Annotated in this window: 23 protein-coding genes, 1 tRNA gene and 1 riboswitch; of the genes, 7 read left to right on the top strand and 17 right to left on the bottom strand. The window is 41.8% G+C overall.

Annotation, left to right across the window (positions count from 1 at the left end; translation table 11 throughout):
* Positions 1-125 precede the first annotated feature (125 nt).
* The 5 genes from JI65_RS03330 to JI65_RS03310 form a co-directional block, all read right to left on the bottom strand.
* Positions 126-1,298, bottom strand: coding sequence for a sugar ABC transporter substrate-binding protein (locus JI65_RS03330; RefSeq protein ID WP_191013959.1), 1,173 nt, complete (start codon positions 1,296-1,298; stop codon positions 126-128).
* 163 nt (positions 1,299-1,461) lie between these two features.
* On the bottom strand, positions 1,462-3,666 hold the full coding sequence (locus JI65_RS03325) for an alpha-galactosidase (protein ID WP_191013958.1): 2,205 nt from the start codon (positions 3,664-3,666) through the stop codon (positions 1,462-1,464).
* An 84-nt stretch (positions 3,667-3,750) separates the two neighbouring features.
* Entirely contained in the window at positions 3,751-4,587 is an 837-nt protein-coding gene (locus JI65_RS03320; protein WP_191013957.1) for a carbohydrate ABC transporter permease, read from the bottom strand.
* Positions 4,577-5,500 carry a carbohydrate ABC transporter permease gene (locus JI65_RS03315; RefSeq protein WP_191013956.1) on the bottom strand — a complete coding sequence of 308 codons (924 nt, stop codon included), beginning with the start codon at positions 5,498-5,500 and terminating at the stop codon, positions 4,577-4,579. Before JI65_RS03315 ends, JI65_RS03320 begins: the two co-directional genes overlap by 11 nt.
* Before the next feature lie 104 nt (positions 5,501-5,604).
* Positions 5,605-6,936, bottom strand: coding sequence for an ABC transporter substrate-binding protein (locus JI65_RS03310; RefSeq protein WP_191013955.1), 1,332 nt, complete (start codon positions 6,934-6,936; stop codon positions 5,605-5,607).
* Between the two features lie 341 nt (positions 6,937-7,277).
* Here JI65_RS03310 and JI65_RS03305 point away from each other — a divergent pair, with 341 nt between their 5' ends.
* Positions 7,278-8,135: an AraC family transcriptional regulator gene (locus JI65_RS03305; protein WP_191013954.1), complete on the top strand. Its 858-nt coding sequence runs from the start codon at positions 7,278-7,280 to the stop codon at positions 8,133-8,135.
* A gap of 433 nt (positions 8,136-8,568) precedes the next feature.
* Positions 8,569-9,927, top strand: coding sequence for an MATE family efflux transporter (locus JI65_RS03300; protein WP_191013953.1), 1,359 nt, complete (start codon positions 8,569-8,571; stop codon positions 9,925-9,927).
* 246 nt (positions 9,928-10,173) lie between these two features.
* On the opposite strand, the gene JI65_RS03295 is transcribed toward JI65_RS03300, so the two are convergent.
* From JI65_RS03295 to JI65_RS03260, 8 genes are all read right to left on the bottom strand, one after another.
* A tRNA-Asn gene (locus tag JI65_RS03295) sits at positions 10,174-10,246 on the bottom strand.
* A gap of 102 nt (positions 10,247-10,348) precedes the next feature.
* Positions 10,349-11,440 (bottom strand): metallophosphoesterase, encoded by a 1,092-nt coding sequence (locus JI65_RS03290; protein WP_191013952.1) that lies wholly within the window; start codon positions 11,438-11,440, stop codon positions 10,349-10,351.
* 155 nt (positions 11,441-11,595) lie between these two features.
* Positions 11,596-12,072 (bottom strand): ATP-binding cassette domain-containing protein, encoded by a 477-nt coding sequence (locus tag JI65_RS17510; RefSeq protein ID WP_191013951.1) that lies wholly within the window; start codon positions 12,070-12,072, stop codon positions 11,596-11,598.
* Positions 12,011-12,424, bottom strand: a complete 414-nt coding sequence (locus tag JI65_RS17505) for an ATP-binding cassette domain-containing protein (RefSeq protein ID WP_191013950.1) — start codon at positions 12,422-12,424, stop codon at positions 12,011-12,013. The genes JI65_RS17510 and JI65_RS17505 overlap by 62 nt, the downstream gene beginning before the upstream one ends.
* The gene (locus JI65_RS03275) at positions 12,421-13,452 is read right to left on the bottom strand and encodes a FecCD family ABC transporter permease (RefSeq protein ID WP_191013949.1); all 1,032 of its coding nucleotides are present in this window, start codon (positions 13,450-13,452) and stop codon (positions 12,421-12,423) included. The genes JI65_RS17505 and JI65_RS03275 overlap by 4 nt, the downstream gene beginning before the upstream one ends.
* 7 nt (positions 13,453-13,459) lie before the next feature.
* Positions 13,460-14,977: an ABC transporter substrate-binding protein gene (locus JI65_RS03270; RefSeq protein WP_191013948.1), complete on the bottom strand. Its 1,518-nt coding sequence runs from the start codon at positions 14,975-14,977 to the stop codon at positions 13,460-13,462.
* Positions 14,978-14,987: 10 nt separating this feature from the next.
* Entirely contained in the window at positions 14,988-15,302 is a 315-nt protein-coding gene (locus JI65_RS03265; protein WP_191013947.1) for a hypothetical protein, read from the bottom strand.
* A 41-nt stretch (positions 15,303-15,343) separates the two neighbouring features.
* Positions 15,344-16,546 carry a sirohydrochlorin cobaltochelatase gene (locus tag JI65_RS03260; protein WP_191013946.1) on the bottom strand — a complete coding sequence of 401 codons (1,203 nt, stop codon included), beginning with the start codon at positions 16,544-16,546 and terminating at the stop codon, positions 15,344-15,346.
* Between the two features lie 166 nt (positions 16,547-16,712).
* Positions 16,713-16,912: riboswitch (cobalamin riboswitch) on the bottom strand.
* A 269-nt stretch (positions 16,913-17,181) separates the two neighbouring features.
* Between JI65_RS03260 and JI65_RS03255 the strand changes: the two genes are divergently transcribed.
* Positions 17,182-17,835 carry an SH3 domain-containing protein gene (locus tag JI65_RS03255; protein WP_191013945.1) on the top strand — a complete coding sequence of 218 codons (654 nt, stop codon included), beginning with the start codon at positions 17,182-17,184 and terminating at the stop codon, positions 17,833-17,835.
* 341 nt (positions 17,836-18,176) lie between these two features.
* Here the strand turns inward: JI65_RS03255 and JI65_RS03250 are convergent, their stop codons facing one another.
* Complete coding sequence (locus tag JI65_RS03250; protein WP_191013944.1) at positions 18,177-18,407, bottom strand: hypothetical protein; 231 nt, start codon at positions 18,405-18,407, stop codon at positions 18,177-18,179.
* A 6-nt stretch (positions 18,408-18,413) separates the two neighbouring features.
* On the opposite strand from JI65_RS03250, the gene JI65_RS03245 reads away from it, so the two are divergent.
* The 4 genes from JI65_RS03245 to JI65_RS03230 all read left to right on the top strand — a co-directional run bounded on the left by JI65_RS03245 (position 18,414) and on the right by JI65_RS03230 (position 21,815).
* Positions 18,414-19,073 carry a metallophosphoesterase family protein gene (locus JI65_RS03245; RefSeq protein WP_191013943.1) on the top strand — a complete coding sequence of 220 codons (660 nt, stop codon included), beginning with the start codon at positions 18,414-18,416 and terminating at the stop codon, positions 19,071-19,073.
* Positions 19,074-19,125: 52 nt separating this feature from the next.
* Positions 19,126-20,577, top strand: a complete 1,452-nt coding sequence (locus JI65_RS03240) for a DUF4153 domain-containing protein (RefSeq protein ID WP_191013942.1) — start codon at positions 19,126-19,128, stop codon at positions 20,575-20,577.
* On the top strand, positions 20,565-20,852 hold the full coding sequence (locus tag JI65_RS03235; protein WP_191013941.1) for a hypothetical protein: 288 nt from the start codon (positions 20,565-20,567) through the stop codon (positions 20,850-20,852). The genes JI65_RS03240 and JI65_RS03235 overlap by 13 nt, the downstream gene beginning before the upstream one ends.
* A gap of 141 nt (positions 20,853-20,993) precedes the next feature.
* The gene (locus JI65_RS03230) at positions 20,994-21,815 is read left to right on the top strand and encodes an Rpn family recombination-promoting nuclease/putative transposase (protein WP_191013940.1); all 822 of its coding nucleotides are present in this window, start codon (positions 20,994-20,996) and stop codon (positions 21,813-21,815) included.
* A gap of 162 nt (positions 21,816-21,977) precedes the next feature.
* On the opposite strand, the gene JI65_RS03225 is transcribed toward JI65_RS03230, so the two are convergent.
* From JI65_RS03225 to JI65_RS03215, 3 genes are read right to left on the bottom strand one after another with little or no spacing between them, the layout of a single operon-like run.
* Positions 21,978-22,619: a hypothetical protein gene (locus tag JI65_RS03225; protein ID WP_191013939.1), complete on the bottom strand. Its 642-nt coding sequence runs from the start codon at positions 22,617-22,619 to the stop codon at positions 21,978-21,980.
* Complete coding sequence (locus tag JI65_RS03220; protein WP_191013938.1) at positions 22,609-23,184, bottom strand: hypothetical protein; 576 nt, start codon at positions 23,182-23,184, stop codon at positions 22,609-22,611. Before JI65_RS03220 ends, JI65_RS03225 begins: the two co-directional genes overlap by 11 nt.
* 21 nt (positions 23,185-23,205) lie before the next feature.
* On the bottom strand, positions 23,206-24,981 hold the full coding sequence (locus JI65_RS03215) for a S1C family serine protease (protein ID WP_191013937.1): 1,776 nt from the start codon (positions 24,979-24,981) through the stop codon (positions 23,206-23,208).
* Positions 24,982-25,370 lie beyond the last annotated feature (389 nt).

Here is a 25,370-nt window from a genome sequence, read left to right as displayed (position 1 = left end):
AAAAGTTTTCTGACCCCAATGCTAGCAAAAAAAGTGCCTTAGATTTTAAGGTCATTTTCCCTTCATTACTTATAAAAGGGAACTTCGAAAAACTTCAGCTTTTCGAAGTTATCACCTTTGCAAGACTATCTGCGGCTCTGAACATCTTCGATTGAGAGTTTAGCAGCAGCTTCTTCAAGTCCCTTCTCTGAGAGTGCAGCCATGTTTTTAAGCTCGGCAGCATTGTATGGGAGGTCGTCTACAAAGTATTTTGCGTAAGAAGCATAATCCTCTGGAGAAGCTACATACAAATATGGGAAGTTGATGTCATAGAAGCTGTCTGTTGGAACTGTGTAGTTTCCTTTAACTGCGTTGTAAACCAACATGAATGCAATAAGTGGGTCACAGTAGTGTCCGCCTGACTCAGCAGCCATTCCGCCACTCTTGAGCTGTTCGTCAAGGTCAGCAAGGAAGTCTGTAGAAACAACGGCAATCTGACCTTTTTTGCCCATAGACTCAATAGCAGCCAAAGCACCAACCAATGTGTCTCCGCCGCCACCAGCAACGATCAAAGCGTCAATGTCTGGGTTAGCATTAATGATAGCCTCTGCTGTAGAACGTCCTGTATCAGATGTTGTTCCGCCGTACTGCGGATCAAGAAGTTCGATTTTGTCGTCATGTGAAGCGTTCCATTCTTCAACGCCTTTTTTGTATCCTTCCCAGCGGAGCAAGAACGTAGCGTCACCAGCTTCCCAGCCTTCAAGAGCGATTTTTTTGTTGCCTTTTTCTGCAAGAATAGTAACAAGTTTTTTTCCGTTCTCAACTTCGTTCTCGTGAACAGCACCTACATAGTATGGAGATTTCTGAGCGAGAGCGAATTCGTTAGGATTTGTTTCCTGATTGATTACGCGGAAGAACTGCGCAACATAAACTTTATTCTGATTACATGTGTTGATTACAGATGTCATTTCTGCTGATGCAGAGTTACAAATGATGATACCGTCACAACCTGCTGCGCTCAATGTTTCAGCAGAATTAGTTACGTTTTCAGAGATGTGTCCCTGATCTACATACATTACCTGAACGTCCAATGCCTTTGCAGCAGCATCAATGATGCGTTTACACTGGCTTCCGAGTGTGTCTGTAGAACTCCAGATTGATACACCAATCTTTATTTTCTTTGCTTCCGAAGTAGATTCCGCTTTAGCAGCAGTAGCAGAATCTGACGAAGAAGCAGCTCCATTTTGATTCTTTGAGCAAGAAACAAAAGCCGACCCTAGCAATGCAACAGAGAGAAGTGCACCTAACAGTTTTTTCATTTTTTATCCTCCGTTTTTAATATAACGTTAAACCGTTACATATTTTTGATTTTCAGCCCTAACATGTTATTTGTCAAATAAAATTAATTGTTATGTCAGATTTCCTTCCAAACAAAAAAAACGGGACAGCTTTAGGAGGCTCTCAAGCTGCCCGAAAGTTATTTTATGCTTTCACTAAATGCCACTGATAGGCCTTAAAGTGAAGCATAGGTTCCGTAATTGGAAGTCCGAGTTCTTCCAAAACATCGGCAGGATAAAGATTTCCACTTTCTTCGTCTCGGTAAACTGCGCCATTCTCCAAGCCAAAAATCGGCACGTAAAGCGGAGTCATGTTTCCGTGCATTTCAAGCTGAACAGAGCTGACTAGTGCTTCGCTCTTATCCTCTGCCACGAATGCCCAAGATGCCGTCTCGTCGGTAAACGGATTTGTGAGCCTGTAGTAGTCGCCGTTTTTAATCAGATTGGCGTATTTTTTGTAAGATTTTACCTGCTCGCGAATCTCTTCTTTTTCCTCGGAAGTGATTTTTGCCAAATCAAGCTCGTAGCCGAAAGTTCCTGCCATCGCAACGACTCCACGGGTCTTCATCGGGCAAACTCTGCCTGTCTGGTGGTTCGGAACGATTGAAACATGCGAGCCGACCGTGCTTGCGGGGAAAGCGAATGACGTTCCGTACTGAATGCGCGTGCGGTCGATTGCATCGGTGTTATCGGAGCACCAGATTTGCGGCGTGTAGAACATCATGCCGGCATCAAAACGGCCTCCGCCGCCTGAGCATCCTTCAAAAAGGATATTCGGGTAACGGGAAGTGAGTTTTTCGGCAAGCGAGTAAGTGCCTTTCACAAAGTCGTACAAAACTTTTCCCTGATTCTCAACGTTTTCCGCATAAGAGTAAACGTCGTTTATGCTTCGGTTAAAGTCCCATTTTACGTATTCAACATTCGCTGAATCCAAAACTTTGCACATCTGCTCAAAAATCGCCTCAACCACTTCCGGGCGAGAGTAATCCAAAACAAGCTGATTCCGACCGCGGACAGGTTTTCTGCCTTTAAAGTTCAAAGCCCAGTCCGGGTGCGCGCGGTAAAGGTCTGAATCCTCGTTGATCATTTCTGGCTCAAACCAGATTCCGAATTTAAGGCCAGTTTCATTCACTTTTTCGACAAGTTCTTTAAGGGAGCAACCAATTTTCTTTTCGTTGATAATCCAGTCGCCCAAGCCGGAATTGTCGTCGTCGCGTTTTCCAAACCAGCCGTCGTCCATTACAAGCATTTCGATTCCAAGCTCAGATGCATCTTTTGCGAGTTTTAAGATTGAATCTTTTGAAATGTTGAAGTAGTTTGCTTCCCAACTGTTGAGCAAAACCGGTCGAATTTCATCACGGTATTTTCCGCGGCAGATATTTTTTGCGATGCACTTGTGGAAATTGCGAGAAACCTGCCCGATTCCGTTGTTCGAATAAGTCATTATGACTTCTGGAGATACGAATTTTTCGCCTTTGTGGAGCGGGTAAGAAAGCATTTCGTCCTGCAAGCCAAGCTGGATGCGAGTTGAGTTGAACTGGTCTTTCTCAGCCTCGCCTTTGAATCCGCCTGAATACGCAAAATTTAAGCCCCATACGCTTCCAGAGTTTTCTGTCGCATCATTTTTGCAGACAATCATAACAGGACTGTACTGATGGCTTGAAGTGCCTCTGCGGCTAGAAATTACCTGGGCGCAATGAGTGATTGGCGTTCGCTCGGCGTTGCGTTCCATTGCGTGCCGTCCGTAGAATTTTATAAAGTCGTAATTTCCCGCAACAAAATCAAGCGAAGCTGCCTGCAATTTTTCGATTGTGAAAGTTTCTTCCCCAAGATTCGTGACTTCAACGCTTCGGGTGATTATATCGAGTTTTGGCAAGATTCCGTACAAAAGTTTTGCCTGAATCTTCGCAACATCGTCTTCAAGAATGATTTCGAGGGTCTGAGCCTCGTCACTCGCTTTCTCAGAATAAACGGCAGGAAGCCCCGAAAGCGAATATTTTCCGTCAGAAATTTTGTAAGACTTGTAGCGCAAGTCCAAGCCCCATGAAGAGTCCGCATATTTTACATCAAATGCGGGGCTTCTAAAGTCCCCGACTCCACGGACAGGGAATTCAAGCGGTAAAAAGTCCAGCGAGTAGGTTCTGTCAGAACCTGCGTCATAAGGATTTGGCGAAAAACCTCTGTCTCCCTGATGCGGAAGAAAATCAGCATTTCCGAACATTTTTCTTCCATAATATAGATGGAGCAAAAAGCCGAATTTATCAGCTTTCATTTGATAAGTAGAGTTTTTTGTTTGGAGCGTAAAAATCCCGTCACGGAAAAAGATTCCGTTTTTGTTTGAGTCAGTCATAATTCTTCCTTAAAATTTAATTTTGAACTAAATTTTCTTTTGTGGGGCAACCTAAAACACGCTCGGACACCCGCAACAAAGACACTAAAGTTTCAAACCTGAACTTGCGATTCCCTTTACAAAATGCTTTTGGAAAATGATGTAAATTACAATCATCGGGATTACCGCAATGACCGCGGCAGCCATCATCGTCGGGTAGTCGGTTTCGTACTGTCCCTGCATTTTTGCAAGTCCAGCAGAAAGGGTTGTAGTCGTTGAAGTTGTGCAGACAATCATCGGCCACATCAAGTCCTTAAAGGCAAAAAGTGCCGTAAAGATGCCCAGCGCGACCATGGCAGATTTTGCGAGAGGCATCATTATAAAAAGAAATCTCTGTCCGATATTGCAACCGTCAATGCTTGCAGCTTCTTCCAACGCCTTTGGCTGATTCTCAAAAGATGTTTTTAAAAGATACGTGCCGAAGGCAGAAACTATTCCAGGAAAAACAAGACCCGGCGTAGTGTTAAGCCAACCGAGTTTTGAAACCATAATGTATTGCGGAATTATAAAAATCTGAGACGGAATCATCATCTGAATCAAAACCAGTGCGAACAGAATGTTTTTTCCCGGAAATTTAAGGCGCGCAAACGCATAGCCTGCAAGTGTAGCCGTAAGACAAGCGCAAAGAATACGGAAAAAAATCATCAGCAAAGTGTTCTTGTACAAAATCAAAAAGTTGTATGACTTCCATACCGTCACAAAGTTTTCCCAATGCCATTTTGTCTGAGGGAAAAAATAGAACGGGTCAACCGAAATCGCCTCCTGATTTGTCTTAACGGCAGTAAGAATCATCCACACAAAGGGAAGAATCATTATAAAAGCCATTACGATGAGCACTCCATAAAACAAGCAATTTGTTGTTGAACGTGAACTACTTTTCATTTTTACCACCTGTTGAACGTACAACTTTTTTTTCAATCTTCTGCATGATGAACGTTACAATCATTATGAAAACAACAAGAACCATTACCAGAGCCGCACCCAAGCCCTTATTTCCGTTTCTGAACGCGTAAGTGTAGAACAGAAAAACGGTTGACTGAACATCCTGCAAAGCGACGTTTGTAATATCCATTACCATGAACATAAGGTCGAATATCGTAAGAGTTGCAATGATTCGCGTCTGCACAATAAAGAAAGTTGTATTTGTCAAAAGCGGAACCGTAATATGAAAAAACTGACTGATTTCCGAAGCACCGTCAATCGTGGCAGCCTCGTAATAATCAGAAGGAATTTCTTGCAGGGCCGAAAGAAAAAGAACCATGTTGTAACCGATGATTGACCACACACCAATTACGCCTACGGAAATCCATGCGATTTTTGGATTTGAAATCCAAGCTATCTGGGTTCCAAAGAGATTATTTATAAGACCAAACTGCTGGTTGTAGAGCCATTTCCATACCATTGCAACAGCGGCAGGGGCACAAACCATCGGCAGAAAGAATATTGTTCTAAAGACAGTTTTTCCCGTTAATTTTTTATTGAGCAATACAGCCAAAACCAAGGCGATTGCAATTCCGAACGGGACTTCGATTATCGCATATTTGATTGTATTTAAAAATGATTGCCAACTTTCGCTATCGGTCAAAACAGCTATGTAGTTTGCCAAACCGACAAATTTATTTCCTTTTCCAAAGTCACCGGTCTTGCAGAGTGACTGGTAGATTGTATTAAAAACAGGTATGAAATTAAGTATTACAAGTCCGATTATTGTTGGCGCAACAAATGCAAGTCCCCAGATTGCTTCATTTTTTGCGGACTTAGTCATCTTTTTTTTACAGAACATCTTTTTTATCATGCCTCCCCGTAAAAGTCCCCTACAACTTTTTGAGCAAAGTTACAGGCATCTCTGAAATCCAATTTTTTTTCTTTGCAGAGATGCCAAATAAAAATCTACTCGCCTTATTCAGCCGCAATTGCCTTTTTGATTATTGCCTGAGAATTCTCACAAGCTTTTTCCATAACCGCTGGATCAGAAGGATTCTGCCATGCGTCAAGGAATGAGCCTTTCTTTTTGAGAGCATCTTCCCAAACCGGCGTATTTCGTGTGTATGGTCTAAAATAGAGCGAACCATTCTCTTCGATTTTTGTGAACGCACTTACGTCCATTCCAGTGAATGCTTTTGCAAAAGCGTCTGACTCACCGTACATTCCAGCCATTGTTACGCCAAGTTCAGACTGTTCGCGCTGTCCAGCCTGTGAGCAGAAGTAAGCAATGAGTCCCCAAGCGGCGTTAGGGTCTTTTGTATTGTAAGAAGCGGCCCAGCCCAAGCCGTTGTAAGCGGACCAGCGTTCATTCTTCTCGCACTGACCGTTTCCGTTCAAGTCTGCATACGGGAGCATTGCCCAAGCATAATCTTTTGCATTCTCTGCGGTGTAGAAGCTGTTAATCATCCATGAACCTTGTGTAATCATAGCGACTTTTCCAGATTTGAAGAGAACGTCGTTTGAAGTCTCAGAAACTACAGTCTGTGGAGTAGATACTGTAAGCAATTTTCTTACCATTTCCATTCCGGCTTTGCTTTCTGGAGAAGCGAGCGTTGTTCCTTTGTGGTCGTCAGTAATAACTTTTCCGCCGTAAGCATAAACTACGTTATACCAGCCATCCTGATTGTTAGATGTGTCAACGGCAAATCCGTAAACAGAGCCGTTTGAAGCTTCTGTGATTTTCTTTGCAGCCTCGTACATATCCTCATAAGTCCAGTTGTCATTCGGATATTCAACGCCATATTTGTCAAAGATTGCCTTGTTGTAAAGAAGAGCGATTGTATCATGGTCTTTTGGAACAGCGAAGATTTTTCCGTCTTTGCGTGTGTAAAGATTTTTGATTCCGTCGTAGTATTTGCTCATGTCAATGCTGGAATCAGCGGCAATGTATGGGTCAAGATTAAGAAGAAGGTCGTTCTCCATGTACATCTGAACTGTGTTTGAGTGCATCCAGAACACATCTGGCATCTGTCCGCCGGAAGCTCCGGCCTCAAGTAAAGTCCAGTAATTATTCCAGTCCACAACTTCAATGCTGACTTTTACGCCAGATTTTCCAGACCATTCATCAGCGATTTTCTGCAAACCTTCCCTCTGGTTGTTATCCCAAATGTTTACTTTAATCACATCGGTCGTGTAACCGCTTCCAATTTTGACTTCAGCGGTTGAAGTTTTTTTGTTACCACAACTTGTAAGCATTGCAAGAGACATGGCAAGCAAAGCAGCAGAAAGAAATTTAACTTTTTTCATAGTTCCTCCAATTATCAACTACTATTTTTGCAAACTTCAAAAATCCATTTCCGCTTAAAATAGACTTGTGGAGTTTGTTTATTTTAGGGTAGCACAGAATTTTTAGATGTAAATGAAAGAAAAGTTTCAATTTTATATCACTTTGTTGCATTATGCGAGATTTTGACATATCATAAGATAAAATGATATATAGAATTGATAATGCTAAAAACAGCTCGTAACGTAAAGCATGCAATCAACATCACGTTGATTTTGCCTAATTCTGACATTTCCAACCAGAAGATTTTTAAAGATTATTTTATATGTCAATTTGTTACATATCATCAGAACGGAGAGATTCTATGGAAAAGGACACTTTTTATATTTTTTCTAGCGAGAATTTTGTTGACCTTAATCTTTATCAGTGCGGATGGGAAAAATGTTCCAGCGGACATTCATTTGGTCCCACCACCAGAAATCATTATTTGTTTCATTATGTTGTGCGGGGCAAGGGAACTTTAGTGGCAAACGGTCCAAAAGGAAATGACAATGTTTTTCATATAAGCGGCGGTCAGGGATTTTTGATTTTTCCTGGGCAGATTACGACTTACTTTGCAGACAAGGACAATCCTTGGGAATATACGTGGCTAGAATTTGACGGACTAAAAGTAAAAGAAGTGATTGCCCTTACTAAAATGACGACAGAAACTCCCGTTTACACCACAACAGACCAAAAAAGCCGGGAAGCATTGCTTCATGAAATGTCGTATATTTCTCACAACCCGAACGAAAGCCCGTTCAACATAATTGGGCATCTTTACCTTTTTATGCATTACCTGACGGCTTCTTGCAAACGCGACGGAATCATAAAAACCACAAAAATGAGTGATTTTTACATAAAAGAAGCGATTAATTTTATTGAACAAAGATTCATGCAGGATATAAGCGTTGAGGATATCGCAAAACTTTGTGACATTAACAGGAGTTATCTTACGAAGATATTCAAGCAGAGCACAGGAAAGTCTCCAAAAGAATTTTTGATAATCTACCGTATGTCAAAAGCACAGACTTTATTGCGGAACACGGAACTTTCTGTAGCCGACGTTGGAAGAGCCGTAGGATTCAACAACCAGCTTAATTTTTCAAGAGCCTTCAAAAATTTCTGCGGAGTTTCCCCAAGCCAGTGGCGAGAAAATGCAAAGCGAGACTGCCGCATTTGACACAGATAAATTGAAAACAGCCCGGTGGTTGAGCGAACTCGAAACCACAACTCCTTAAAGTGGACTTTTCGGGAGAGACACTGATGAACACGGATGAACTCAGATGGGACACAGATAAAAATGAAAGAGGAAAACGGAAACGCAAAACTGAAAACAGCCCGGTGGTTGAGTAGCAACGCGTATCGAAAACACAACTCCTTAAAGTGGATTTTTCATGGGAGAGACACAGATGAACGGGGATTAACTCAGATGGGACACAGATAAATTGAAAGGAGGAAGCGCAAAAACAAGTCTCCCACAAAAAGTTGCGAGCGACACGCGAACAACAAAATTGCACCAACAAAATCAACTTAAATTCGTAAAGCCAACTTGTAGTGTTTCCGTGATAGCCTAGCACAAACTGAAACCACACAGTAAAATCTTGTATCCAGTTATGAAAAGTATAAATATTGATTCAAAACAAAATTCTATCACCGAAGGAAAAATCTGGAAGGCACTTCTAACATTTTTCTTTCCGATTCTCATTGGAACACTTTTTCAGCAGCTTTATAACACAATTGACGCAATTATCGTCGGAAAATTTTTGGATAAAGAGTCTCTTGCGGCGGTTGGCGGCGGAACTGCAGTTTATCTTACGCTCATAATCGGCTTCTTCGTGGGAATTTCAAGCGGAGCGGGCGTCGTAATCGCACAACTTTACGGAGCAAAGCGCGAAGCCGAAGCAAGCCGCGCAGCCCACACATCACTCTCGCTCTCGCTAATCGGCGGCGCGATAATGACGCTTGGCGGAGTGCTTGCAAGCCGGTGGGTTATGGACATAACAAAAACACCGGACGACATTAAAGAACTTTCTATTCAGTATCTGAACATTTTTTTTGTGAGCATGATTCCAATGTTCGTCTACAACATGGCAAGCGGAATTTTGCGTGCGGCGGGCGACTCAAAAACACCGCTCTACATTCTGATTGCAGCAGTCTTCACGAACATCATTTTGGACTCACTTTTCGTTCTCGTTTTTGACTGGAAAGTTGCAGGAGTTGCTTGGGCAACAGTCCTGAGCCAAATCGAAAGCATGATTGTCTCGCTCGTAATCCTTTACAAAAAAAATTCCTGCGTACAGTTCAGATTCAGAAAAATAGAGCTGAACATTCCAATTCTCTTAAAAATGCTAAAAATCGGATTTCCGGCAGGAATCCAGTCCACGTTCTACGGCCTTTCAAACATCATTATCCAATCGGCAATAAATTCATTCGGAACCACTACGATTGCGGCCTGGGCAGCCTACTCAAAAATCGATGCCGTATTCTGGACAATCGTGAATGCCATGGGTGTTGCCGTTACGACTTTTGCGGGGCAAAATTACGGCGCGGGAAAAATTCGGCGCGTAACAAGGTCAATGTGGGAAAGTTTTTTTATCACACTGATTTTTACGATCTTTTCAACAGTGTTTTTTTGGCTCACAGGGCGGCTCTGGTTCAACTTATTCGCAAAGGATGCGGATGTTATTTTGAGCGGAATGGAAATGATGCACTTTTTAGTCCCGGTCTGGGTAACTTACATTTCAATCGAGATTCTTTCGGGCGTAATTCGAGGAACAGGCGACTCTTTCATTCCGATGATAATTTCGCTTTTTGGAATCTGCGCACTCCGAATTTTCTGGCTTTTTACCGCGGTACCGCATTTTAACACCGTAAAAAGCGTAATAGCAAGCTACCCGATTACATGGGTGGTTACAAGCATTGCCTTTTGGATTTATTGGTTCACCGGCAAGTGGCTAAAACACCATAGATAGCGAAAAAACTTGCAAATGCAAAACTGCTCTGGCGTTCGCTACGCCACTTAAAATCTCAATTCTGCAATGTCACCCCGAACTTGATTCGGGGTTTCTTACGTTACAGATAGTGGAGATGCCGAAATAAATTCGGCATGACAGTAGTTTTAGACAGCTCCCTGACCTATCTTCCAGTACCGACCAACAGTTTTTATATGATTAAGGATAAATAAAAAAAGCCACTCGAATTATCTTCAAGTGGCTTTTCGACCCCTGCTGGGCTTGAACCAGCGACACACGGATTAACAGTCCGTTGCTCTACCGACTGAGCTAAGGGATCATTTTGTATTTCATTGTTCGTTAGTGGCTAGCGAACGATATATATATTATATAAATGACTAATTTGTGTCAACAGTTTTTCTTTTTATTTTTTAAAAATTTTTCATTTTTTTTTGGATTTTAAATTCACAACAACATATTCGCACACTTTCTCGGTTTTTACAGGGTAGCCCCAGCCGGCAATGCCAGAACTTACAATCAGCGCGAGGTCGTCTTTTTTGTATTCGCCGTAAACGTAATTGCCGGTGAGCGCCATAATCCGGCCGATTGGGAAAATTTGCCCCGCATGAGTGTGCCCCGAAATCTGCAAGTCGATTTTTTCCGCGGCATTCTGCTCCACGTTCCGGGGCTGGTGGTCGGCAACGAAAGTAAAACGATTTTTTTCGGCTTGCAAAAGCAATTCATTCATAGTTTTGCGGTGCGCTTCGTCAGAAAATCCGTAATCTTTACGGCCAACAAGAATCAAATCACTTTCAAATTCTTCTATTGAATCGGCAAGGATTTTTATATTGTTCGAGCAAATCGCATCGTTCAATTCATCAATCGTAAAATTCTTGAATCTCGAATATTGCTGAATATCATGATTTCCGTAAATAAAATATGTTCCGTAACGGCTTTTTAGTTCTTTGCACAGAGAAAAAATCTCTTTCATATCATCTTTGGAAGTGCCTTCGTCAACCATGTCACCGCCCAAAATTATAAAATCCGCACCTTCCGCATTAATTTCTTCAATTTTGCTTTTGAAGGCGTCTTTTTTTTGAATCGTTCCCCAATGCACGTCAGAAAGAAAAACAACTTTGTAGTCGCGCTCAAGTTTTGGCGAAAAAAGATTGTACTCGGTGCGAACGATTTTATTAAGGTTAAAATATCCCCAAATATTGAGCGGAAGAACGAGCGCAAGCGGAATAAGGCCGGAACGAAGAATTTTTGGAACGGAGACTTTTTTGTTCGGAAGAATCAGCACCAGGTCAAAAATCATCGAAAGAAAAAGGATTTGAAGAAGCAACAATCCCAAAAGAAACCTTGTGTTCGCGCAAAAAATTCCGATTACAGCGGCAAGGAAAATTTCGAGCGCGAAGATTTTTTTGGATTTTGTGTTCACGTGCAAAAACGTAAAATTCCTGCGAAGAAGAAAAAAAGCGTACAAGCCAAGCAAAAATCCGATTACAGAAACAAAAAGAATGAAAACTGCCATAACAAATCCTAAACAACCAGTCATTCTGAGCTTGTCTCAGAATCTTAAACCAAAGATTCCGAAACGTGTTCAGAATGCCGGCTAATTGTTTTACTAGCATGAATCCTCCAGCGGGGAGTAAAGCTTACCGAAAAAAGCACGATAATCCTAATATTTTACAGGTGCAATTTTACAGTGCAAGTAATTGGGTCAAACTCGTCATCGTTTATGCCGTAAAGATTTTGAATAAAGTTTCCCGCAAAAATTTCGCCAGGCTTTCCAATTCGCTTTACGCATCCGTCGCCAACGCAAATAATTGTGTCCGAAATCATTTTTACAAGTTCAAGTTCGTGCAGCGACATGATTATGGACTTTTTCTTTTTTCGTGCAAGAAAATGTATGGTCTTTAGAATATCGAGTTTGTAAAACATGTCAAGATAAGAAGTTGGTTCGTCCAGTACAATTATTTTTGTGTCCTGGCAAATCGCACGTGCAAGAAGAACGCGTTGCTTTTGACCGTCAGAAATTTTTAAAAAATCCGTGTCGGCGATTTTTTCGAGGTGAGTGAATTTTATCGCTTCGTCGCAAATCTCACGGTCTTCTTTTGTGAGCGTGCCAAAAAACGTTGGTATGCGGATAGCGTCCGCTTTCAATCACTTCGCGGCAGGTCATAAAGTTTGTGCGCGGTTTTTCGGTAGAAACCACGGAAATTGCCTTAGAAAGCTCACTGCCCCGAATGGCTTCAAGATTTTTAGAACAAACTGCAACTGAACCGAAAATGGCGGCGAGCTGCTTTGTGATTGTTTTGAGGACAGTGGATTTTCCTGAACCATTCGGTCCAATCAGGGTGACGATTTCTCCTTCCTGTAAATCAAAATTCAAATCCGAAACCACGATTTTTTTTGAATAACCCGCAGAAAGATTTTTTACGGAAAGAAGATTTTCATTCATCACATTTTCTTCAGTCATCAGATTCATCACATTCATTTTTTGAATTTTGCTCATCGTCTGCCCTCGCGTTTTAGCATCATCCAAATTACGACGGGAACCAATAGAATCGCGGTTACGGTGCTGATGCTGAATTCTGTTGGAGCGAGAACAGTGCGCGCAATTCCGTCGCAAAAAACCATTATCGCACTGCCCGCAAAAAAGCAGGCCGGAATTAAAACGCGCGGTTTTGAAGTTTTTAAAACGGATTTTACCAAATGCGGAACTGCGATTCCCACGAACGAGACAGGCCCCGCAAAAGCAGTAACGCAAGATGAAAGAAGGCTTGAAAGCAAAATCAAAAGGACTCGCAAAAGTTTTATGTTCACGCCAACGCTTCGGGCATAATTTTCGCCGAGCAAAAATGCACCGATTGGCTTTGAAAGCAAAAAAGCAAAAAACGAAACAGGAATCACGATAAAAGTGATGATTTTTACGTCGTTCCAGTTCATGCCAGAAAAACTTCCCAGCGACCAGTTGTGCAGGTTCACAATATTTGAGTCGCTCGCAAAAGTAATAAAAAAGTCAGTGACAGCCGAGCAAATGTAGCCGACCAAAATTCCGCACACCACAAGAACCGACATGCTTTTTACGCGGAACGAAAGAATCAGAACAAAAAGAATCGCAAGCATTGAACCTAAAAATGCAGCTCCGACCATTCCGAGCGAGTTTAAGTGAACTCCACGGCTCAAAAGAAAAATCATCGCCAGCGCGACAGAAAGTTTTGCCCCGGAAGAAATTCCTAAAACGTAAGGGCCGGCAATCGGGTTTGAGAAAAATATTTGAAGGAGCAAGCCCGAAACGGAAAGCGCGCCGCCCAAAAGAAGTGCAGAAAGAACCCGCGGGAACCTGATAGTCCAAATAACTTTGCAGAGCGCGTCAGAAGAATCCGATTTTTTTAGGAGAATTTTTATTACGTTAAAAAACGACGTTGAAACGCTTCCAGAAGAAAGATTCCAAAAAATCAGGATTGCGAGAAAAATAAAAATGAAAGTGAACGCAAAAACTGTTCTGTAAAAAATATTTCGTGAAATGTTTCCTGTCATCCGATTTTTAAAACTTCCTCAAATCTTCTATAAACTTTGCCATGCCCGTAGTTTCCTGAAAGAATTTTTTTCCGACAAAATAAACCCGCTTGTTTTTTACGGCTTCAAAATCGGCGAAAAGTGGATTTTTTAAGAGCAAATCTTCTATAGAAGAAATCTCGCCGGAAATGTTTCCGTTATAAATTAAAACATCGGCATCGCGAGCCAAAAGATAAAATTCTTCCATTTGAATGTTCACCGTGGCAACGGCACTTGAATCTTCGCCAACATTCACGCGCGGAACGTACTCCAAGCCAACAAGTTCAATGAGTCGCGCGATGTAGTCGTTGGGCTTACGCACGTTTACCGCGCCGTTCGTCGTCACATAAAAAAACGCAACTTTTTTTTGGCGCGATTCCGAAAGATTTTCTTTGATTGCAGACTGAATACGCAGAACTTGCTCGTCAAAAAATCGGTTCGCCTCGGCTTCGCGATTAAAAATCACGCCCCAGAATTTTATCCATTCAAGGCGACCGAGAGGATTTTGCTCGTAAGTGGATTTTTCAACGATTACAGGAATTCCAAGTTCTTCAAGTTTTTCCTTCACTTCACTTTTGTGATAAATCATTGTGTTTTCGATTGCAAGGTCGCAATTTTCGGAAAGAAGCAGTTCGTAATCCGGAGAGCTATACTTTCCTGCAAAGCTCAAAGCGCCGCTCTCAAAGGCTGAAAGCGCTTCATCAATAAACCAGTCTGATTTTTTTGTGCCAGTAAAACGCACGTGAGACACAACTTTTAGTTTTGAAAGAAAATCCATTACGGAAGTTGAAAGAAGATATGCGTTGTTTACAGGCTGCCGCAAAACGCAAACAGAGGAAGGCAGATTTTTTGGCGGCTCAGAATTCTCTGCAACTACAAAAATGGCTTTTTCGCCTTCAATGCTTAGGAGAGTGCCACCGTCCACCTTTTCGATTGCAAACTGCCTAGCGTACTGGAGAGGAATTTTCTCTGAGGTGGTGCGCAAAGGGAAAGCGGATTCGTCCGAAGAAAGATTTTTCTGATTCGTTTTGGAAGTGATTTCCGATTCGGGGCGAGTTTTACGAGAATCTTCTGATTTTAACTTTGTAAAATTCGAAGCCAAATCCGAATCAAAAACGAGCGTGTATTCGATTTGGTGCGGACTTCCCATCGCGGTCGTATTTGCGGCAACAGGGATTTTTTGGAGATTTTTTATTGGGAACGTGAACGTAGAAAAATCGCCCGGCGTTTCGTTCAGATATTTTTTACCGTCCACAAGCATGTAATCGTAATTTTTGCTGGACCACTGAACGGTAAGGATTTTTTGTTGATTTTGGATTTTTAAGATTGAAGGCGACTTTATGAAAGATTTTCCGGAGCCGCCTTCGAGGCGAACAGAAACCTCGTAAGTTCCGTCATTATTTTTTGAGCAGGAAAAAATCAGGCTCACAAAAATCAAAATGAAAAAGATGATTTTTTTTTGCACGCCAACATTTTTTATTTTGCTTACAACAGAACTTACTGGCATTTTTACCTCTTTATTTTACGTCCGTAACGCGAACTTTGTGGTCGTACCAAACGCCTTTTGTGCCGATTAGGGCAAGGTCAAATTCTTTGTCGAGGTACGGAACGGGAACGTCAAAGCCAAAAACAGTCTCTTTTGTGCCGTCGCGGTAGATTATTTCATCTTCCACAGGATTGAGCCAGGCACCTTCGTCAGTTTTGGCGTTTTCAGCCTTGCCGAGATACAAATTAACAATTTTTTTGCCCGAAAGGCTGATGTGAATGTTCATTTTGCCCTCTTCGACCAAAAGAACTCCACGTCCGTTGTTAGCTTCATTCACGCGGAACATGGAGCTGTCGGTCTTAAAGCGGGCACTGTAGATGCCGTCGTTTAGTCCGCTAGAGTTTTTTTTTCCGTCAAAGAAAGGCCCTCGCCTTCAATTGCGGCTTTTGTGTGGCTAACGTAAAGATTCTGGATTTCTTCAATTCCGCCAAGTCCCGCAATCTGGCAGTCGATTTTTGCAAACTTGCCTTTTGTGGTGAACATTGACTTCCATGAGTCATCGTCGTCTCCAGCCATGTCGTTGTTCGCATGGTCGCCTGCAACAACCATGAGCGGGCGGAGAACAACGTTTTTGTAACCTGCGGCAGTAACGGCTTCAATTACGTTTTCGCAGGCAGTTTCTTCCGGCTCGCCTTCAACGGTTCCAACAAAAACATTGTCGTACTGCAAAGCAGCCATTTGCGAAGCCATCTGACTGTAGCTGATTTTTGCAGTGTGAGAAGTTCCGTGCCCCATAAATACGAAAGCCGTCCGTTCCTGGTCAGCGGCTGCAAGTGACTCAAAGCCGGCGTCTTTTACGGCCTGTGCGGTGATTGCTTTTGCAACAGTCTCTTTGTCGGTGTTTACAGTTTTTGCATCTGAACCAACTTCGCCAAGCAAAGGCTCTGCAATCACAATTTTTTCGATTTTGTCAGAGTATTTTTCGAGCGTCTCTGTAAGTTCATCGTATTCAGCACCGTGCATAAGATGAGTTGGCTGAACGACAAGATTCTTTACGTTGTTTTTTACAGCACGGTCAAGAGCCTGCTCAACATTGTCGATTTTTTCACCGTCACGCGCCTGAATATGATTGATGATAACCTGAGCGGTAAAAGCACGGCGTACAGACCAGTCAGGGAATTCTTTCTGAATCGCTTTTTCAACTCCGCCAATGTCTGTTGTACGACTGTCGTTAAAAGATGTTCCGAAGCTTACGACAAGAATTTCATTCTCGCCGATTTCATCCTGATTGAGCGGATTGTCTTTTGAAGCGTCGCCCGTGTCGCGTCCAAAATAATCAGGGTCTGCGTTCTCGCCTGTAACAAGTTCTTTTTGAGCGTCGGTGAGTGCGTCCCAAGCAGCTTTTGCTGCGGCACACTGGGCGTCAGTCTCCTCGCTCCATTTTTGAACGTAGATTGCGTCGATTAACGCACCAACTTTTGCGGCTGTTTCTTCGTCAGAAACAGTGTTGGCTTGTTTTTTCTGACAGCCGGCAAGGAATGCCAATGCAGCTGCCGAAAGAATCATTTTTGAAAAAATTGTCTTTTTCATCGTTTTTCTCCAGTTTTTGATTTTTCACTTATGTTCATAGAGTTTCTAAAGAAAACAAAACGGCTGCCGAGACGCTTTAAAATTGTTGGCAGCCGTTTTATCTTAAATTAGAGAATCTCCGCATTAAGTACGACCAATTGCTCGTGATCTGGGCTTAATTCTAAGTCCTGTACTATCATAAACGGCAGGTTTCCTGACTTAAAAATCATTGCGCTCTTCCATCTTCCCGGATTTTTCCAGTGATTTTGTCGGAATTGCGCTCCCTAATTACAGTGACGAGATCGTGTCGGATTTTCACCGAACTTCCCTTTTAACTGTTTTTCGCAGAATTTCGCAAAGAACAGCACCGCTTACTGTTTTTCAACATTTACAACATACACTAAAATGGCAATCGATACAACAAGGAAAAGCACAAGTAAATTTTACGAATTTGAGTTGATTTTATGCGTTTCCGTAAACGTACAAGTGTTTTTTTCAATTTTGAACTGGCTTCGTGCATTTTCTGAAACTTTTCTGACGAAAACTTGCGCATTAGCAAGTGAACTTTTAAACGTAAAAATCAGTTGGTCGTTCGTTGCGGCGTTTCAAAAATATACTATAATCTAGGCAAAGTCTGGATTGAAAAGGAGACAAAAATGAAAAGGTTAATTTTAATATCAGTATTGATTTCTGTTTGCTTCACGTTTTGGGGGCAGGAAAAACATGACAAAACTTCAAACGGCTACGAAATAACGGATTTACAAAGTCCGATTATAAAATTCGTAAATATAGCTGACGGTTCAAAATTGAATTACAGAAGCGCCCCTGTTAACGGCAAAAAGCTCGGACAATTTTTTAATGGCACAAAATTAGAAATCACAAAGCAGACGAACAAAAACTTTACAATCGACGGAATCACCGAAGTCTGGTATTACGCCAAAGACATGGAAGACGTTCCACCTGGAGAGGGCTGGGTTTTCGGCGGATATTTGTCAGATACCGAGCCTTTCAAAAATTCCTTAAAAAAAGATGAAATAGACTTGAACTGGCTTATTGGTAACTGGGAAAATAGCGGAATGGTTGTTTACATAAAAGCAGACGGTCATTTTTACTGGGGAATCAAAGAAAGTGAAGGTTTTAGCGGCACATGGTCAATCCTTGAAGACGGAACGTTATACATTCCAGACGCGGTATTTTATGACGACCCATTTACCGTAGCATATAAAATAAAAGTTTGCTCACCAAATAGACTTGTGCTAGTTCGTGATGACGGCCAGGAGTTTGAATTCCATACGATGACCTCACGGTAAAAATAAAACCGAACCGGCGGAAAAGTGTAGATGCCGAAAGAAATTCTGCATAATAATAATTTTTAGACAGCTTGCCCCGCCCAACGAAACTGCGAGCCTCCGCGGCGAGCACAAATCCACACCTACGGGGCGCGGCCCTCCTTGACGCCGCGTTCCGGCTCACTGCCCTCTGCTCACTGTCCTCTGCTCCCTGCCACCTCGACCGAAGTGGAGAGGTCTGCACACCTTTCGTCGGGAAGTAGATTTCTCCATTCCGCTTCGCTCCAGTCGAAATGACCGTGGCTATTTCTCTCACCTCGCCCGTAGAATTGAAAGCCCGTCCGCCAAAGCGCGAGTTTTCCTCAGAAAACTTGCGGGAAACGCACAAAACTCACCACCCGATAGTGCGAGCCAACGCGGCGAGCACAAAACCACACCCACGGAACGCGGCTCTCCTTGCCGTCGCGTTCCGTGAACACCCGTAAGCACCCCCACCAAAGCGCAAGTTTTCCACAGAAAACTTGCGGGAAACGCACAAGATAAATTCTCACTCTCAAAGCCAACTTGTAGCGTTTCCGTTTTACCTCTATCATATCCCCATGAAGCTTTATATTTCTGACCCGCATTTTTTTCATGAAAAACTTAACACGCAGCTCGACAACAGAGGATTCGTTACAGTGCGCGAGATGAATGCATTTATGCTTGAGCAATGGAACAAAAAAGTACAGGGCGGCGACCAAGTGATTGTACTCGGAGATTTATTCAAAAGTCGCGACGCAGACGAAGTGAATTACGTCCTAAACCGTCTGAACGGAAAAATCTGCCTTATAGAAGGAAACCACGACGGAGAATGGCTCAAACGCGAAGGCGTAAACCTTAACCGTTTCGAGTGGATTCGCCCATACGCGGAACTAAAAGACGGCGACTTTCACGTGATTCTGAGCCACTACCCAACATTCTGCTACAACCACCAATTTTTGAAACGCACGAACGGAGAACCGCGCACGTACATGCTTTACGGGCACGTGCACAACAGCCACGACGAGATTCTCGTAAACCAGTTCCAAAACCTCACGCGAAAAACGATTCTCAAAGGCGCAACGCAAGACCGCGAAATTCCGTGCCAGATGATAAACTGCTTCTGCATGTTCAGCAATTATCAGCCACTGAGCCTAAAAGAATGGATAAAAGTTGACGAAGAACGACGAAAAACAATTTTGATTCCAGCCGACCAGATTTTAAAAGACGAACTTTTTTGACGTTGGAAATCGATAATAAAAAGTGTGAATTAAAAAATCAGGAGTTTGATTTATGGGAAGAGAAAACGACACGAACACAATTGAAAAAAACACAATTGAAGAAACAATCACATTTCCAAAAAAGGCAAAAATCGCATTCTCGGACTTTTTAAGTTATCTTTCCCAAAAAACCGTCATTTTTGCCTCGTCAATCATCACATTCATTTTTGTCTGCCTTGAGATTTACAACGTCGCAGATTTTCAGGACATTTACTACGCATTCGCAATGGCAACGGTTTTCGCTCTCCCCGCAACGCTCTTGTCAGAAAAACTTTCGACGCTCAAAAAATATTTCACACAAATTCTTGTAGCAACTGCAGGTGGTTTCATCGGTTATTTTTCAAAATCAAACGGATTCGGAAACCACGTTTATTCGGAACTTTACTATTTTGGAATCGCATTCTCCGTAATTTCAGCCTCGCTTTTTCTATTCATTCCAAAAAAGAATCCGAGAACATATTTTGCAGGCATATTCAAGCATTTTTTATTCTGCTCATTCATGTCTCTAATTGTTCTTGGCGGAAGCTCGCTCCTTGTGTATGCAGTGCAGAATCTGATCCTAAACACAGAGGATTACGACATTTACCTGTGCTGCGTGGGATTCAGCACAATCGTTTTTGCACTAAATTCTTTTACGTTCTATCTTTTTAACCGCAGGGAAGAAGAGTCTTCGGGCAAAGCCTTCAAAGTCATCGTGCTTTACATCATGCTCCCTGCGTTTACGCTTCTTGTCGCCATTCTGTACGCTTACCTTGCAAAAGCACTCATTCTTTTTAAGCTGCCTAGCGGACAAATCAACTGGTTCGTCTCATTCGCATCTTGTTTTTACATCGTTTTTTATTTTATCCTCCGCGAATACGACGAACTTCCAGTCATCAGAGTTTTTTACAAATTCGGTGCGTTCATTTTTATTCCGCTAATCTGCATTCAAATTCCTGCGTACTTTATTCGAATAAATTCATACGGATTTACGGGCTGGCGATATTCGAGTTTGCTTTTTATCATTTTTTCGATTCTTACGATTGCGCTCACTTTCGTAAAAAAAGGCCAGTTCACAAAATATTCGCTTTTAATTCTTACAGCCCTGATTCTTTTTGATTCCTTAAGTCCGTTCAACCTGATTAACATGGCTTACAAAAGCCAGTACTCAAGACTCATAAAAGTGATGGAAAAGTACGACCTTTATGACAGAGAAAACGACGCTCTCACAAATTACGACAGAAAAAAACTGGAAAAGACAATCACCGACGAAGACCGTGATACGATTGCGTCAAGCTACAATTACATCGTAAATACGAGCAGGTTGCCGAACCCAAAATGGGCAACAGACGAAAAAAAATCAACTTCATTCGACAAAGTTTTTGGAATTCAGCGATACCACGACAAAGAAAAAAGGAAGAATTTGAATGGGAAACGGCCGACTGAGCTCTTGAAATTGAACCGTTCAAAAAAATGTGCCCGCTAGAATATTCATTTTCCGCATCTGGTCGCGGTGCAGACGGTTTTTACACCGAATACAATATAGAACGCAACCGTGCGACAATTTTGATTGATTCAAAAGAAATTGATTTGACGGATTTTTATTTTTCGCTGTCACAAAACGAAAAAAACTCCCAGCCAGTCTGGTACAAAGTTGACGATACAACCTCGCTGTGCCTAACTTCAATCAGATACGAGTTTAACACCGAACGAGGCCTCTTCAAAATCTACTCATGCAACGGCTACGTTTTTTATAAGTAATTCCCTTGCGCACCACCCCGCGCATTTGGTCTTGCGCTACGCGGGAAAACTGGCTAACCAACATTTTTGGCGGAAAGCCAGTTTTCCGCCGTCAGGCCACAAAAACTAGACTTTTGCCCCAAACACTAGTATATTTAAAATATGGAAAGCATCTCGGAGGAAAGAAGGCAAAAACTTATTGCAAAAATACAGGAATTCTGTCTTTTTGACGATGACTTTATGTCTAAAGTTTTTGAGGACGACAAAGAAGCGACGGAACTTCTTCTCAGCATCATTCTTAAACGCACGGACTTGACGGTAACCGAATCAAAGGGACAGGTTTCGGTAAAGAACCTGCAGGGGCGCTCAGTCCGCCTTGACATAAAGGCAAAAGACAAAGCCGGTAAACTTTACAACATTGAAGTCCAGCGAGCAGATGGCGGAGCGTGCGAAAAACGTGCTAGATATTACAGTGCCGTTTTAGACACGAATTTTTTGCTTCCGAAGATGGATTTTGAGCAACTGCCAGAAACCTACGTGATTTTTATCACAGAGCACGACGTGTTTGGCCGAAACTTGCCGCTCTACACAATTGAGCGCACCGTTCAGGAAGACGGCGTTATTTTTGATGACAAGGCGCACATAATCTATGTGAACGGAGAGAACAAAGACGACACTGCGCTGGGAAAGCTCATGCAGGATTTTTCATGCAAAGTCCCAGAAAACATGAACTATGAACTTCTGGCAGAAAAGACAAAATACTTCAAGCAAGATGACAAGGGGGTGAGCAAAATGTGCAAAATAATGGAAGATTTACGACAAGAAGGACGACTTGAAGGTAGACAGGAAGGTAGATTGGAAGGAAAATTACTCGCCTACATCGACCTTATAAAATCTGGCTTGCTCACAGTGAAGGATGCGGCATTAAAGCTCGGTATGACAGAAGAAAAATTGAAGGAACAAATAAGAACTTCCGCTATCTAGCAACATTTTCTCACACCCAACAACTTCTTTGGCCGAAACTTGCCGCTCTACACAATTGAGCGCACCGTTCAGGAAAATGACTAGAGAGAAACTAAGTAAAGCTTTATAAAAAAAAGCCCTGCCAGACGAAAAATCCGCTTGCAGGGCTTTTTTAGTTAATTTTTATTTTGCATCAACATCTCTGTCGTCAACGTTTTCCTTTAAGTCTGCACGGTACAAATCAAAATGCTTTTCGGACATTTTGTCCAATGCTTCCTGTGCAAGCTCATATTCATCAACGTGGTTAAAGTTCGTTAATGTAAAATCGCTTCCGATTGTTTCATAGTAGAAACTTCCAATGTAAACAGCCTTAACATCTTTAGGAACGTCAATGTTAAAATCAAAAGGCAACCAAATAAAAGTCTTGTCGTTACCAAAGAAACTATATTTTGTGGCACCTTCAAATTTTAAATTTCGGGAACCTGACTTCATCTTATAGCATGCACAGAAAAAATCACCATCCGTAAAAATAACCGAAGGATTTCTCATTATAAATTCCAAAAATTCATCGCCATATTTTCCAGATACTAATGGTGTAAAGGGAACAAAATAAGTATTCGGCGTCTTTTTTTCTTCTTCAGATAATCCACGAGTTTCAGCAAAGAAATTCATGTTTTGCTTAGATTTTACAGAAATTTTTCCAACAACAATTACTTCATTTTTATTCGGACTTTTTATTTTTTCAGGAAGTTTTTTTTCAGCTGACAGTGGCATAATTAGCAATGTAAAAACTGACAGCACCATAATTTTAATTCTATTTTTCATTTTTCAACTCCTCAATTTTTTTGTTAATCGTCTCTTCCCATACAGTTCCTTTATATAGTTTAAGAACATTTGCAAGCTTGTACGATTCATACTTTTCGCTATTTCTCATTGTTTTAGCTTTTTTTCCTTCTTCAAGCTTTCTACCGTCAAACACACCGATGTAATAAAGACCTGGCTCTTTCGGAACATTTATTATGAGCGGGTTTATTGAAGTCTGAAGAGAATATGAATAATTCCAAATGTACCTATATGTCGAAGTAGACTCTTCACAATTCAAATCTTCAAGTACGTATGTTGAACCAGGTGCAACAGGTTTTGAAATAAAAATTTCCCCAGTTATTTCCTGATAATCAGGAGGAAAATCAGGATCCATTTGAGAAAAGCTCATTGACTTTGCAAAGCAAATCTGACCATAAAAAACAACAGAATTTTCTGGAGTACCTACGGCATTCTGATACTCAGCAACAGTTTTTTCATCAGGATAAAATCCAAGCCCCAACGAACTACAGCCAACAAACATTGCAGACAGCAAAACTGCTGAAAGCATTTTCAAAATATTTTTCATATTTTTCCCCTTTTATTTTTTTTAGAATGAAAAAATTGCGTAAATCGAAATTCCCTGATTTTCGAACAGGTCAAATTTTTGGGAATCATAAAAATCATCATCCGTGCTCATAAACTCGCTCAAGTGAAGTTTTTTATAGGCAATGCCAATGCCATAATGAGCTAAGTTGTCCGTATTGAACATTGCACGAAGTCCAGCTTCAGCAGTGTATCCGGCAAGAGAATCTTTTAAGCCAAAGCCAAGTCCCAGATTAAGCTTTCCATACGGAGTCAATCCGAAATTCCCCATTTTTACAGGAATTTTTAGGATAACACCTGGCCCGAATACGTTCAGACCTTTTTTCTCGCCAAAATAATCCACTTGCTCGTGGTTGAACATAAAGCAGAATCCAAAAGTCGAATCCTCAAGAAATACTTCCATTCCGCCGCCAAAAGCAACGTCGTTTCCGTTAAGGCTCAAATCAATTCCGCCTGTGAATACGACAGTTTCGTAAAAATCAACTTCCGGTGAACCAAAATAAGAAGAACCGCTTTCCTTTTTGTCATCGCTTTTTGCACTTGTTTTTGAGTTCTTTGAATTCTTTGAATCAGACTGTTTTTCGTCGGAACTAAGTTCCAAAAGCCGCCAGAGACCGTGTTCCTTTATCCATGTTGTCGTTACGGTTGTTGGCTCTTCACCGTCGCTCGTAAAATCGGCAGTTGCTTTTCCGTCCTGAATTTTTACGTTTCCGGCCGTGTATTTTACGCCGTCATGCTGAGACGCGCTGTATTTTTTCCAGATTTGATACGCGCTTGCGTAGCGGAATCCTTCTGCAGGGTCAAAACTGAATGCTTCAAGAACCAAGCTTCGGACTTTGCTCGGCGCAAAATGAAGGACGCTTTCAAAATCTTTTGAACCGCGGGTAGAAGCACGCTCGTAAGAAACGTATTTTGCAACGGCTGTAAAATCACTTCCCAAATCCATAAATACCGAGGCAAGTTTTTTTGAACGCTCGCCAAGTGCTTCTTCAGCAGAAGTGTTTTTTGCAGACTGGACTTTTGAAATCATCTGAGTGATTACGGCTGCAGGAATCGCAAAATTTGTTGAATCGCGGCTAGTCGCCTTCCAAGTGTTGATTCCAACAACTTCGTAGCCGGCAACGCCTTTTGAAGAAACCTTCATCAGCGGTCCGCCAGAATTTCCGCTGTCAATCTGGGCTGAATGCTGAATTATCGTAGAAATTGAAGGGTCAAGAAGTTCCTTGAGTCGTGCCCGTGCATTTGTAACAGAACCTTTTCCAAGCTGCCAGACAGGCTCGTTTCCCAATCCCGGAAATCCTGCCGAAAGAACGTCGTCGCCATCAGAAAGTGTTGATGAAGAAATTGTAAGGCCTTTTTTGAACGGGCGTTTACCGTCTTCAAATCCCAAAATCGCAATGTCAATTTCGTCATCGGTAAGAAGGACTTTTAAATTATCATATTTTGTAACTTCGCCGTTCTCAGAATTTTCAAATTCAGCAGAAGCACTTGCAGCCTGAGAAACTACGTGGCGGTTTGTAATAATATAATTCGTTCCGTCCGGTGCAACAAAAACAAAGCCAGAACCGAATCCGCCTTTTAGATATGCGTCAATGTAGCTTGCATACGTTGAACTTCCGTTTGCCTTAAATTCGTCCCGATACCCTTCAAAGCATTTTATATGCTCTGGAAAGTATTTTTGCCGAACTACACAAACATAGTCTTTCACCTGCGAAAAAACCGAAGCTGCCGAAAAAAGAAACGCTGCGGCAAACAGGGTTTTCAATTTAAACTTTTTCATAACCACTCCACTGTGTTTTGTATGATTTATAAAATTTTATGCATAACAAAATGTTGCGAAATACAGAAAAAATTTTTAATATTGCTTCAAAAGAAAAAAATTGTCAACAGAAATTATTATAATTATCGTTATATTCAAAAAAGGAAACATTTTAAGATAAATTTAAAATACAGAATTTGTTTTGGCTTCCGGTTCGGAATGACAAACTTTCAAACGGTGAATGACAGTGAAAAAACTGCGGAGCGAAAACTAATATTGCCGCTCCGAAACCACAACCAGCACAATCGCAAGGAAAGATGAAAAGGGAAATTCCATTTTTGACACAGATGAACAGAGATGAACTCAGATGGGACACAGATAAATTGAAAACGCCCGGTGGTTGAGTAGCG

It is taken from the genome of Treponema zioleckii (assembly GCF_014737315.1).
GTDB classification, from domain to species: domain Bacteria; phylum Spirochaetota; class Spirochaetia; order Treponematales; family Treponemataceae; genus Treponema_D; species Treponema_D zioleckii.
Note: the sequence above shows the minus strand (reverse complement) of the source record. Positions and strands in the feature narration are given on the sequence as shown.